The 10,890-nt window shown below is 64.4% G+C and carries 12 protein-coding genes; 10 read left to right on the forward strand and 2 right to left on the reverse strand.

All coding sequences use genetic code 11. The annotated features are described in order from the left end of the window. Positions 1 to 52: 52 nt before the first annotated feature. The 4 genes from K309_RS0108905 (at position 53) to K309_RS0108920 (ending at position 2,655) form a co-directional block, all read left to right on the forward strand. Positions 53 to 625 (forward strand): YqgE/AlgH family protein, encoded by a 573-nt coding sequence (locus K309_RS0108905; RefSeq protein WP_029046103.1) that lies wholly within the window; start codon positions 53 to 55, stop codon positions 623 to 625. After that, positions 618 to 1,043 carry a Holliday junction resolvase RuvX gene (ruvX, locus tag K309_RS0108910; RefSeq protein ID WP_029046104.1) on the forward strand — a complete coding sequence of 142 codons (426 nt, stop codon included), beginning with the start codon at positions 618 to 620 and terminating at the stop codon, positions 1,041 to 1,043. Before K309_RS0108905 ends, ruvX begins: the two co-directional genes overlap by 8 nt. Next, positions 1,040 to 1,576, forward strand: a complete 537-nt coding sequence (gene pyrR / locus K309_RS0108915; protein ID WP_029046105.1) for a bifunctional pyr operon transcriptional regulator/uracil phosphoribosyltransferase PyrR — start codon at positions 1,040 to 1,042, stop codon at positions 1,574 to 1,576. The genes ruvX and pyrR overlap by 4 nt, the downstream gene beginning before the upstream one ends. A gap of 107 nt (positions 1,577 to 1,683) precedes the next feature. Further along, positions 1,684 to 2,655: an aspartate carbamoyltransferase catalytic subunit gene (locus K309_RS0108920; RefSeq protein WP_029046106.1), complete on the forward strand. Its 972-nt coding sequence runs from the start codon at positions 1,684 to 1,686 to the stop codon at positions 2,653 to 2,655. A 75-nt stretch (positions 2,656 to 2,730) separates the two neighbouring features. Here the strand turns inward: K309_RS0108920 and K309_RS0108925 are convergent, their stop codons facing one another. Beyond that, positions 2,731 to 3,780: an RNA-guided endonuclease InsQ/TnpB family protein gene (locus K309_RS0108925; RefSeq protein ID WP_029046107.1), complete on the reverse strand. Its 1,050-nt coding sequence runs from the start codon at positions 3,778 to 3,780 to the stop codon at positions 2,731 to 2,733. A gap of 89 nt (positions 3,781 to 3,869) precedes the next feature. On the opposite strand from K309_RS0108925, the gene K309_RS36200 reads away from it, so the two are divergent. Together K309_RS36200 and K309_RS0108935 are read left to right on the forward strand one after the other, a co-directional pair. Further along, a complete protein-coding gene (locus K309_RS36200; protein ID WP_051320389.1) occupies positions 3,870 to 5,189 on the forward strand; it encodes a dihydroorotase in 1,320 nt (439 codons plus the stop codon). After that, positions 5,186 to 6,019, forward strand: a complete 834-nt coding sequence (locus K309_RS0108935) for a lysophospholipid acyltransferase family protein (protein WP_029046108.1) — start codon at positions 5,186 to 5,188, stop codon at positions 6,017 to 6,019. Before K309_RS36200 ends, K309_RS0108935 begins: the two co-directional genes overlap by 4 nt. Positions 6,020 to 6,054: 35 nt before the next feature. On the opposite strand, the gene K309_RS0108940 is transcribed toward K309_RS0108935, so the two are convergent. Next, a complete protein-coding gene (locus tag K309_RS0108940; RefSeq protein WP_232232339.1) occupies positions 6,055 to 6,918 on the reverse strand; it encodes a symmetrical bis(5'-nucleosyl)-tetraphosphatase in 864 nt (287 codons plus the stop codon). A gap of 182 nt (positions 6,919 to 7,100) precedes the next feature. Between K309_RS0108940 and rfbB the strand changes: the two genes are divergently transcribed. The 4 genes from rfbB to rfbC are packed head-to-tail and all read left to right on the forward strand — an operon-like array spanning position 7,101 to position 10,518. Continuing rightward, positions 7,101 to 8,165 carry a dTDP-glucose 4,6-dehydratase gene (gene rfbB / locus K309_RS0108945; RefSeq protein ID WP_029046110.1) on the forward strand — a complete coding sequence of 355 codons (1,065 nt, stop codon included), beginning with the start codon at positions 7,101 to 7,103 and terminating at the stop codon, positions 8,163 to 8,165. A 1-nt stretch (position 8,166) separates the two neighbouring features. Next, on the forward strand, positions 8,167 to 9,087 hold the full coding sequence (gene rfbD, locus K309_RS0108950) for a dTDP-4-dehydrorhamnose reductase (protein WP_232232340.1): 921 nt from the start codon (positions 8,167 to 8,169) through the stop codon (positions 9,085 to 9,087). Further along, positions 9,080 to 9,958 carry a glucose-1-phosphate thymidylyltransferase RfbA gene (rfbA, locus tag K309_RS0108955; protein ID WP_029046112.1) on the forward strand — a complete coding sequence of 293 codons (879 nt, stop codon included), beginning with the start codon at positions 9,080 to 9,082 and terminating at the stop codon, positions 9,956 to 9,958. Before rfbD ends, rfbA begins: the two co-directional genes overlap by 8 nt. Further along, positions 9,955 to 10,518, forward strand: a complete 564-nt coding sequence (gene rfbC, locus K309_RS0108960) for a dTDP-4-dehydrorhamnose 3,5-epimerase (protein ID WP_029046113.1) — start codon at positions 9,955 to 9,957, stop codon at positions 10,516 to 10,518. Before rfbA ends, rfbC begins: the two co-directional genes overlap by 4 nt. Positions 10,519 to 10,890: the final 372 nt, after the last annotated feature.

Below are 10,890 nucleotides of genomic sequence, written 5' to 3' on the forward strand. Positions count from 1 at the left end.
CGCCCGCCAATCTTTTCCGGAAGACCCCCGGCGATTTGATAAAATGCAAGGCATGGCGAAGCCCGAAGCACCCATCAATCTGACCAATCAGTTCCTGATTGCCATGCCTGGCATGGCTGATCCGACCTTTTCGGGTTCCGTCGTCTACATCTGCGAACACAACGAGCGTGGCGCGCTCGGGCTGGTGATCAACCGGCCCATCGACATCGACATGGCCACGCTGTTCGACAAGATCGACCTCAAGCTTGAAATCCAGCCAGTGGCGGCCCAGCCGGTCTACTTCGGCGGCCCGGTGCAGACCGAGCGCGGCTTTGTGCTGCACGACCCGGTCGGCGTCTATGTCTCGTCGCTGGCGGTGCCGGGCGGGCTGGAAATGACCACCTCCAAGGACGTGCTGGAGGCCGTGGCCAACGGCAGCGGCCCGCATCGCTTCCTGCTGACCCTGGGCTATTCCGGCTGGGGTGCCGGCCAGCTGGAAGAAGAACTCAGCCGCAACGGCTGGCTGACCGTCCTGGCCGATCCCGAGATCATCTTCAGCGTGCCGCCCGAAGGGCGCTTTGCCGCGGCCATCGGCCTGTTGGGCGTCGACGTCAACATGCTGTCCGGCGAGGCCGGGCATGCCTGACGCCGTGGGGCGTGAACTGCCCCGCGACGGCACGGTCCTGGCATTCGACTACGGCGAGAAAAAGATCGGCGTCGCGCTGGGCAATTTCATCACGCGTGAGGCGCGTGCGCTGACCATCCTTCCCAATATCACCGTTGAAGGCCGCTTCGAGGCCGTCGGCGCACTGATCCACGAGTGGAATCCGGTTCAGCTGATCGTCGGCATGCCGGTCAACCCGGACGGCGAAGAGCAGCCGATGATGCGGCTGGCGCGGCGCTTCGGCAACCAGCTCAACGGCCGCTTCAACCTGCCGGTGGAATGGGTGGACGAGCGCTATTCCTCGCGCGCCGCCTCGATGGCCGGCGCGCGCCGCGGCGAACTCGACGCCGAAGCCGCGCGCATCATCCTGCAACAGTATTTCGACCAATTCCCGCTATGACGCAGATTTCCGCACCCGACGCCGAGTTGCTGTACCGCAAGCTGCTGGACCAGGCCCGCGCCCTGATCCCCGACGCCGAGCGTGAACGCTGGTCGGTGGCGGGCATCCACTCCGGCGGCGCGTGGATCGCCGCGCGCCTGGCCACGGACCTGAACCTGCCCGAGCATGGCGTGATCAACGTCGCCTTCCATCGCGACGACTACGCCAAGAAGGGCCTGCACAGCCAGGCCCAGTCGACCACGCTGCCGTTTGCCGTGGAAGACCGCAACATCCTGCTGATCGACGACGTGCTGGCCACCGGCCGCACCATCCGCGCCGCCGTCAACGAACTGTTCGACTACGGCCGTCCGGCGCGCGTGGCGCTGGGCGTGCTGGCCGACCGCGGCGGGCGCCAGCTTCCGATCGCCGCCGACCTGGTCGCCGCCGAGATCGAACTGCCGCGCGGCACGACCCTGGTGCTGTCGCGCCAGGGCGAGGGCGCCGACGCGCGCTTCGCCTTCGCCACCGAACCTGCCGATACCGCCGCCGGCTGAGCCGGCGTTGCGTGCCAGGCGCCGCATTGCGCCGCATTGCGCTGTAGCGCGCCTGGCGCCTGCCACGAGACCACACCACCCCGTTTTTTGCCCGCGCCCGACCTGCCATGACCAAGACGTTCCGCAACCCGCAGCTCACCAAGAACGGCGAACTGAAGCATTTGCTGTCGATCGAGGGGTTGTCGCGTGACATGATCACGCACATCCTCGACACCGCCAGCCAGTTCGTATCGCTGTCCGACTCAGACCGCGATGTCAAGAAGGTGCCGCTGCTGCGCGGCAAGAGCGTGTTCAACCTGTTCTTCGAGAACTCCACCCGCACCCGCACCACCTTCGAGATCGCGGCCAAGCGGCTGTCGGCGGACGTGCTCAACCTGAACATCAATGCGTCGTCGACCAGCAAGGGCGAGTCGCTGCTCGACACCATCAACAACCTGTCCGCCATGTCCGCCGACATGTTCGTGGTGCGCCATGCCAGCTCCGGCGCGCCCTACCTGATCGCCGAGCACGTCGCGCCGCACGTGCACGTGATCAACGCCGGCGACGGCCGCCACGCGCACCCGACGCAGGGCCTGCTGGATATGTACACAATCCGGCACTTCAAGAAGGACTTCACTAACCTGACGGTAGCGATCGTCGGCGACATCCTGCATTCCCGCGTGGCGCGCTCGGATATCCACGCGCTGACCACGCTCGGCGTGCCCGAAGTGCGCGCCATCGGCCCGCGCACGCTGCTGCCATCCGGCCTGGAGCAGATGGGCGTGCGCGTCTTCCACAACATGGAAGAAGGGCTCAAGGGCGTCGACGTGGTCATCATGCTGCGGCTGCAGAACGAGCGCATGAGCGGTGCGCTGCTGCCGTCGGCGCAGGAATACTTCAAGGCATACGGCCTCACGCCGGAGCGCCTGGCACTGGCCAGGCCCGACGCCATCGTGATGCACCCGGGCCCGATGAACCGCGGCGTGGAGATCGACTCCGCCGTGGCCGACGGCCCTCAGTCGGTGATCCTGAACCAGGTGACCTTCGGCATCGCCGTGCGCATGGCGGTGATGGGCATCGTGGCAGGGAACAACGACTGAAACGATGCCGTCGAGCCAGGACATTCCGAACACGCCGAGCGAAACGACAAGCCAAGCTTTGACATCCTCCCCTCCCTAAAGGGAGAGGATTCCCTCTGCAGGCGATCGATGTCCCGATCGGGCAAGGATATTTAGCGCAGCGTTCACATCGCGATCATGTACAGCACCGCATTCACTGCATACCCACTGCCTTATTCCAAGGTCTGCGATACCTTTCGGCCTCTCCGGCGGCATCGCGTCGCACGAAGAACAAACCTGGGTGGTGAAACGTTCGTCAACTTCCTCGTACCACGCGCCATGCGCAATCGCCTTGTACGCGAGCATTGTGCGGAAGGACGACCAGCCCGCATCGAGGACGGACTTTGCCATGCTGGTCCTGGCGAGTCCGGCGGCATTCACATTACCCACCGCGATGTAGTCAAAGTCCCGCACGATGCGATGCGAGAGCTGGTGCAAAAAGTCACGCCGCGCATTCTTGATACGTGCGTGGAGGTTTGTGGTCTGTCGTTTCTTGCGCGCACGCTGCGCTTTGGCAAGGGCTTGCTCGAGTTGGCCAAGGTGGCGCGGATTCCCGATCTTCTCGCCGGTCGAGAGTGTGGCAAGGTCCTGCAGGCCCAGATCGATACCGACGCCGCGCGCCGGGCAGCGGGCTTGCGTGTCGGCAACTTCAATCACGATGTTCAGGAACCAGTTGCCTCGCGCGTCGCGCGAGAAATTCGTGCCGTCCTTGATCTTGCCTTCGGGAAGGGGGCGGGAGCTGAAAATGCGAAACGTATTGCCGGCAAAGCGGAAGGCATCGCCCGAACGCTTGAGATCCCGCCCCTTGAGCGGCACCCAGCCAAGGGACTTGCGGCCGCGATAGCGCAAGTAGGGCCGGCGATGCTGGTTACGCGACTTGGCGTACTGCTCACAAACCGCATTGACGGTACCCGAATGGATACCAAGTTCCTTGCTGCTGCCGCTCGTCAGCACGTTCAGATCGAAGCCCGTAGGCCATTTTTTGCCCCATTTGAGCGCGTGCTTCTGCGTGTCATTGCAGAAGTTCCAGACGTAGTTCACTACGCGGCTCTGCTGATTGAGCAGGCCGTTCAGCGACTTCACCCGGTAGCGATAGACGAGAAGCATGCCGGTCATTCTAATTTGGGATTGCTTGCTGCTGGCAGCGCTCCTTTCCTTCCCCGCCCTGAAGGTCGGGGTTTCTCGGAGCAAATCTGATGAAGATTCACATCCAGGGCGGCCGCCTGATCGACCCGGCCAGCAACACCGATGCCGTACAGGACCTCTATCTCGCCGCCGGCAAGATCGTCGGGGTCGGCAGCGCCCCGGCGGACTTCACCGCCAACAAGGTGGTCGACGCCAAGGGCCTGATCGTGTGCCCCGGCCTGGTCGACCTGTCCGCACGCCTGCGCGAACCCGGCTACGAGTACAAGGCCACCCTCGAATCCGAAGTCGCCGCGGCCGCCGCCGGCGGCGTCACCAGCCTGATCTGCCCGCCCGACACCGACCCCGTGCTGGACGAGCCGGGCCTGGTCGAAATGCTCAAATTCCGCGCGCGCACGCTCAACCAGACCCACGTCTACCCGCTGGGCGCGCTGACGCTGGGGCTGAAGGGCGAAGTGCTGACCGAAATGAACCAGCTGACCGAGGCTGGCTGCGTCGGCTTCAGCCAGGCCGAGGAGCCGGTGCGCAACACCCAGGTGCTCCTGCGCGCGCTGCAGTACGCGCAGACCTTCGGCTTTACGGTCTGGCTGCGCCCGGAAGACCCGTTCCTGGGCGGCGGCGTGGCCGCCAGCGGCGCCGTGGCGTCGCGCCTCGGCCTGTCCGGCGTATCCGTGATCGCCGAGACCGTGCGCCTGCACACCATCTTCGAGTTGATGCGCTCCACCGGCGCCCGCGTGCACCTGTGCCGCCTGTCCTCCGCCGCCGGGCTGGAGCTGGTGCGCCAGGCCAAGCGCGAAGGCCTGCCGGTCAGCTGCGACGTCAATATCCACCACGTCTCGCTGACCGACATGGATATCGGCTACTTCAACTCGCAGATGCGCTTCTCGCCGCCGCTGCGCAGCACCCGCGACCGCGACGCCATCGTCGCCGCGCTGGCCGACGGCACCATCGACGCCCTGTGCTCCGACCACACCCCGGTGGACGACGACGAGAAACTGCTGCCCTTCGCCGAAGCCACCCCCGGCGCCACCGGCCTCGAACTGCTGCTGCCGTTGACCCTGCGCTGGGCCGCCGAGCACAAGGTGCCGCTGGCGCAGGCACTGGCCCGCATCACCTCCGAGCCCGCGCGCGTGAGCGGCCTGAAGGCCGGCACGCTGGCCGCCGGCGCCACCGCCGATGTCTGCGTGTTCGATCCGAAGCAGGTATGGAAGGTCGATCGCCGCTCGCTCAAGAGCCAGGGCAAGAACACGCCGTGGCTCGGCTATGAGATGGAAGGCAGGGTGCGCGTGACGCTCGTCGGCGGCCAGATCGTATATGGCAACGGCAGCGGCAACGGCAGCGGCAGCGGTAACGGCAACCACGCCACCGCATGATCTGGCTGCGCAAGACCGCGCTGGTGCTGCACCTGCTGCGTGGGCTGCTGACCTGCGCCGTGCTGTTCCCGTGGCTGGGCGCGCGTTCGCGCGCCTGGCACATCCGGCGCTGGTCGCGGCGGTTGCTGCGCATCTGCGGGATCGAGGTCGAAGTCGTCGACGTCCGCGGCGAGGCCCCGCAAGGTGCGGCCCGACATGGCGCGCTGGTCGTCTCCAACCATATCTCGTGGCTGGACATCTATGTGATCCATAGCTGGCAGCCCGTACGGTTCGTTGCCAAGTCCGAGATCCGCGACTGGCCGCTGATCGGCTGGCTGTGTGACAAGACCGGCACCATCTTCATCGAACGCGCGCGCAAGCGCGACGCCCACCGGGTCCTGCACGACATCACCGACGTCATGCTGCAGGGTGACCTAGTCGGCGTCTTCCCCGAGGGCACCACCACCGACGGCACCGGGGTGCTGCCGTTTCACGCCAACCTGATGCAGGCCCCGATCTCCGGCGGCCTGCCGGTGCAGCCGGTCGGACTGAACTACCTCGACGCGGCCTCCGGCCAGCCGACGCTGGCGGCCGCCTACATCGACGACACCACGCTGCTGCAGTCGCTGAATGCCGTCCTGCGCGCCCCGCGCATCAAGGCTCGGGTGGTCATCGGCCCGTCCCTGATGCCGATCTCAGCCGACCGCCGCGAACTGGCAAGTGCCGCCCGCGAGGTTGTTCATCATCTCGCGCAGGGTGCCGGTGACGAGGCAGTGGCAACGGTCGAGCGGCTGAACCAGCCGGCCAACCCTGTCGCCGAACCTGCGGCAGCCTCCGCTGCCATCAGCTAGCGCGCTTGTCCTCCCCGCCAACGCGGGATTGCGCCTCAGGCCAGCGGATCACAATATTGCGGGCAATCGACTTGGACCACGGTCCGCTCGGCCGGATCCGCCGCCATGCGCGCCGCCGTCAGCTTGCCACCCCAGACGCAGCCGGTATCCAGTGCCATCAGGTCCGGCCGCATCACCAGGCCCAGCGTCGACCAGTGCCCGCACACCACGGTCACATCCCCGGTGCGCCGTCCCGGCACATCGAACCACGGCATAAAGCCGTCCGGCGCCTTGCCGAGCCCTTCCTTGGTCTTGAAGTCCATCACGCCATCGACGGTGCAAAAGCGCAGTCGGGTAAGTGCATTGACCACCACGCGATGCCGTTCGATGCCACGCAGGCCGTCGTGCCAGCGGTCGGGGGTATTGCCGAAGATGTCGGCGAGGAAGCCTTGCCAGTTGGGGCCCTGGAGCTGGGCTTCGACTTCCTGGGCTAGGTCGATGACCTGGGGGGCGGTCCATTGGGGGAGGACGCCGGCGTGGACCAGGAGGAAATTGTTTTCGAGCAGGGCCAGGGGGCGGTGGCGGAGCCAGGTCAGGAGTTCCTCGCAGTCAGACGCGGCGAGGATGTCGTCCAAGGTGTCCGATTTGCCTCTTTTGCGGACGCCCGCGGCTACGGCAAGGAGGTGGATGTCGTGGTTGCCAAGTACAGTTTCAGCCCGGATGCCCATGGCGCGGACGGTGCGCAGCGTTGGCAGCGCGGCGGGGCCGCGGTTGATCAGGTCGCCGACGAAGCGCACCGGTGTTTCGGCATGGAGTTGGGCGAGAAGATTATCGAGGGAGGGGGCACAGCCCTGAAGGTCGCCAATGGCGTAGGGTGATGCTTGGAATGCTTTGTGATTTGTCATTAGGGTGAGCCGCATCCGCAATCCGTTCCGGTACCTGTTATCTGAGGCTACCCAACGAACTGCGGCGATCGTAGGATGGGTTACCGGCAGATAGAATACCGTTCCTTTCAGAGGGGATGAACGCAGCCGTAGTTTTCTTCTCGAAATTGAGCGCCCGGCATGACGGGTTTGTCGACATACATTGGCAGGAGCAAGCGTTGTCGCACATTTTGGTTACAGGCGGCGCAGGTTTCATCGGCGCCAACTTTGTTCTCGACTGGCTGCGCCAGGGCGGCGCCGACGGAATCGTCAATGTCGACAAGGTGACCTATGCCGGCAACCGCAAGAACCTGGCCGCCATTGAAGGCGATCCCCGGCACATCTTTTCGCAAACCGATATCTGCGACGGCGCAGCGATCACCCGCTTGCTGCAGTCCTACCGGCCTCGCGCGGTCCTGCATTTTGCGGCGGAAAGCCACGTCGATCGCTCTATCGATGCGCCGGCCGACTTTGTGCAGACCAACGTGGTGGGCACGCTCACGCTGCTAGAAGCGGTCCTCGCCTACTGGCGAGCACTGGATGCCGCCGCCCGGGCCGCATTCCGCTTCCTGCACGTCTCCACCGACGAAGTCTTCGGCTCGCTCGGCCCTGCCGACCCGCCGTTCTCGGAAACCTCGCCCTATCAGCCGAACAGTCCGTATTCCGCCTCGAAGGCGGCATCGGATCATATGGTGCGCGCCTACCATCATACCTACGGGTTACCGGTGATCACGACCAACTGCTCCAACAACTACGGGCCATTCCAATTTCCCGAGAAGCTGATCCCGCTAATGATCACCAGCGCGCTGGCCGGCAAGCCGCTGCCCGTCTATGGCGATGGCCTCAACGTGCGCGACTGGCTCTACGTCAGCGACCACTGCGCGGCCATCCGCGAGGTGCTGGCATGCGGCCGCCCCGGCGAAACCTACAACGTCGGCGGCTGGAACGAGAAAACCAACTTGGAGGTCGTGCATACGCTTTGCGACATGCTGGACGCACTGAAGCCCAAGGCCTCCGGTTCGTACCGAACCCAGATCGCGTTCGTCAAGGACCGCCCCGGGCACGACCGGCGCTACGCCATCGACGCCAGCAAGCTGGCGCGGGAACTGGGATGGAAGCCGGCCGAGACTTTCGAATCCGGCCTGCATAAGACCGTGCAGTGGTATCTGCACAGCCAGGACTGGGTGCAGGACGTGCTGTCCGGCGAATACCGCCACTGGGTGGCGAAGCAATATGCCGCATAGCATGGAAACCCCCACGCTTCTCGTCACCGGCAGCAACGGGCAGGTCGGCTTCGAACTGCGACGCAGCCTGGCGCCGCTTGGCCGCGTCGTGGCGCTCGACCGGTCTGCGTGCGACCTTGCCGACCCCGACCAGGTCCGCCGCGCGCTCCGCAAGTATCGCCCCAACGTGATCGTCAATGCTGCCGCCTATACCGCGGTCGACAAGGCGGAAGCCGAGCCTGCGCTTGCCTTTGCCATCAATGCCGCGGCAGTGGTGGTGCTGGCCGAAGAAGCACGCACCATGAGTGCGCTGCTGGTCCACTATTCCACCGACTATGTGTTCGACGGCAGCAAGGACAGTCCCTATGTGGAAAGCGACCCCGTCAATCCGCGCTCAGTGTATGGCAAGAGCAAGTTGGCCGGCGAAGCCGCGATCGGGGCGGCAGGCATTCCTGCCCTGATTCTGCGCACGGCATGGGTGGCGGGGGCGCACGGTGACAATTTCGCTAAGACCATGCTGCGTCTTGCCCGCGAGCGCCAAAGCCTGCGGGTGGTGGCCGATCAGCGCGGCGCGCCGACCTCGGCGGCGCTGATCGCCGACGCAACGGCTCAGATCGTTGCGCGCCACTGGCTGTCCGGCAATCGAGCTGACTTTGCGGCGGGCATCTACCACCTGGCTGCTGCCGGCGAGACCACGTGGCATGCCTATGCGAAGGAAATCCTGCGCCATGCGGCGGCACGCGGCATCGCCCTGAAGGCTGGGCCCGACGATATCGAAGGCATTGCTGCGGAAGAGTATGCCGCCGCAGCGCCACGGCCGGCAAACTCCCGGCTAAATACGGCAAAGGTGCGCCAGGCTTTCGGCATCCACCTTCCTCCATGGGAAGAAGGGGTGCGCTATCTGCTGGACCAGCTCCTTGCTGAGCGAGATTTCCATGCGTAAAGGCATCATCCTCGCCGGGGGTTCCGGCACCCGGCTATACCCGATTACGCGGTCGGTATCTAAGCAACTGCTCCCGGTGTACGACAAGCCGATGGTCTTCTACCCGCTGTCCACCCTGATGCTGGCCGGCATCCGCGACATCCTGGTCATCTCCACGCCACAGGACACGCCGCGCTTCGCCGAGATGCTCGGCGACGGCAGCGACTGGGGCATCAACCTCCAATATGCCGTGCAGCCATCGCCCGATGGACTGGCGCAGGCCTTCATCATCGGTAAGGATTTCATCGGCAATCATTTGTCTACGCTGATCCTCGGCGACAACATCTTCTATGGCCACGACCTGGTGGCCCAGCTCAGGTGCTCCGCCAGACAGACCGATGGCGCCACGATATTCGCCTACCACGTGCAGGATCCCGAGCGCTATGGCGTGGTGGAATTTGACGAGGACTTTCGCGCCGTGTCGCTGGAAGAAAAGCCGCGCAAGCCGCGCTCCAACTATGCGGTGACCGGCCTCTATTTCTACGACAACCAGGTATGCGACATCGCCGCAGGGATCCGGCCATCGGCGCGCGGCGAGCTGGAGATCACCGACGTCAACAATCACTATCTGCGGGCCGGACAGCTCGATGTGGAGATCATGGGGCGCGGCTATGCCTGGCTTGATACCGGCACGCATGAATCATTGCTGGAGGCGGCCAGCTTCATCGCAACACTACAGAACCGGCAAGGTCTGATGGTGGCTTGCCCGGAAGAAATCGCTTACCGCAGTCAGTGGATCAACGCCGACAAGGTTGCCGAGCTTGCCGGATCGTTGGACAACAATAGCTACGGAAAGTACCTGAGGCAAATCATTGCGGATCCGGTCAAATGAAACTCACCGTCACTCCCACCGCACTGCCCGAAGTGCTGGTCATCGAGCCACAGGTGTTCGGCGATGCGCGCGGCTTCTTCATGGAAACCTTCAACGCGCGGGCGTTCGTGCAGGCGACCGGCATCCGACCTACCTTCGTCCAGGACAACCATTCCAGCTCAATGCGCAATGTCCTCCGCGGCCTGCATTACCAAGTCCGGCATCCCCAAGGTAAACTGCTGCGGGTAATCGCGGGGGAAGTGTTTGACGTCGCGGTGGATGTCCGCATCGAGTCACCTACCTTCGGTCAGTGGGTGGGTGTGACGCTCTCGGCCGCAAACAAGAAGCAACTTTGGATACCGGAAGGCTTCGCGCACGGATTTCTGGTTTTGTCCGAGCAGGCCGAAGTCCTCTATAAAGCGACTGACTACTGGTACCCTGAGCACGAGCGCACTCTGTTGTGGAGTGATCCGTCGGTTGGTGTGCGCTGGCCCCTACAGGGCACTCCGTTCCTTACGGCGAAGGATGCGGCGGGCAAGTTGCTGGCGGAAGTAGCTTTCGAAGTTAAACAACCTCAGTAGCTGTGTTTGTACAGAGGCTCGCAGGCGCACGGGCATCAGGAACGGCTATTGCTCTGTCCTGTCCGCGCGCGGCGTGTGCGTGAGCACGGGATTCGATGGGCGCGCGGGCACGGTAAATGATGGGTGGCTGCGGTCTGGTCCATCGCCAATGTTGCAGGTCGTCGGGTGATGCTGATGGACGTGGCGATCAAACGCGGAGGTCCAGATGTGGAGCGACGGCATTGATGTAACAAGGGGCCCGACGGGCCCCTTGTTGCTGGATCAGAAGTCGTTATCGGCGAGATCGCCAAGGCCATCAGGATGCTCCTGCCGATCTTCGGCCAGCCACTCGGCCAAAGCCAATTGATAGTGTGCAAGCAGACGGTCGCGCAG

Origin of the sequence: Cupriavidus phytohabitans (assembly GCF_000426345.1) — a bacterium.
Classification (GTDB): Bacteria; Pseudomonadota; Gammaproteobacteria; order Burkholderiales; family Burkholderiaceae; genus Cupriavidus.

Coding starts and splice junctions, on each gene's coding strand:
- K309_RS0108905 (WP_029046103.1), top strand. CDS start 53: ATGGCGAAGCCCGAAGCACCCATCAATCTGACCAATCAGTTCCTGATT.
- ruvX (WP_029046104.1), top strand. CDS start 618: ATGCCTGACGCCGTGGGGCGTGAACTGCCCCGCGACGGCACGGTCCTG.
- pyrR (WP_029046105.1), top strand. CDS start 1,040: ATGACGCAGATTTCCGCACCCGACGCCGAGTTGCTGTACCGCAAGCTG.
- K309_RS0108920 (WP_029046106.1), top strand. CDS start 1,684: ATGACCAAGACGTTCCGCAACCCGCAGCTCACCAAGAACGGCGAACTG.
- K309_RS0108925 (WP_029046107.1), bottom strand. CDS start 3,780: ATGCTTCTCGTCTATCGCTACCGGGTGAAGTCGCTGAACGGCCTGCTC.
- K309_RS36200 (WP_051320389.1), top strand. CDS start 3,870: ATGAAGATTCACATCCAGGGCGGCCGCCTGATCGACCCGGCCAGCAAC.
- K309_RS0108935 (WP_029046108.1), top strand. CDS start 5,186: ATGATCTGGCTGCGCAAGACCGCGCTGGTGCTGCACCTGCTGCGTGGG.
- K309_RS0108940 (WP_232232339.1), bottom strand. CDS start 6,918: ATGCGGCTCACCCTAATGACAAATCACAAAGCATTCCAAGCATCACCC.
- rfbD (WP_232232340.1), top strand. CDS start 8,167: ATGGAAACCCCCACGCTTCTCGTCACCGGCAGCAACGGGCAGGTCGGC.
- rfbA (WP_029046112.1), top strand. CDS start 9,080: ATGCGTAAAGGCATCATCCTCGCCGGGGGTTCCGGCACCCGGCTATAC.
- rfbC (WP_029046113.1), top strand. CDS start 9,955: ATGAAACTCACCGTCACTCCCACCGCACTGCCCGAAGTGCTGGTCATC.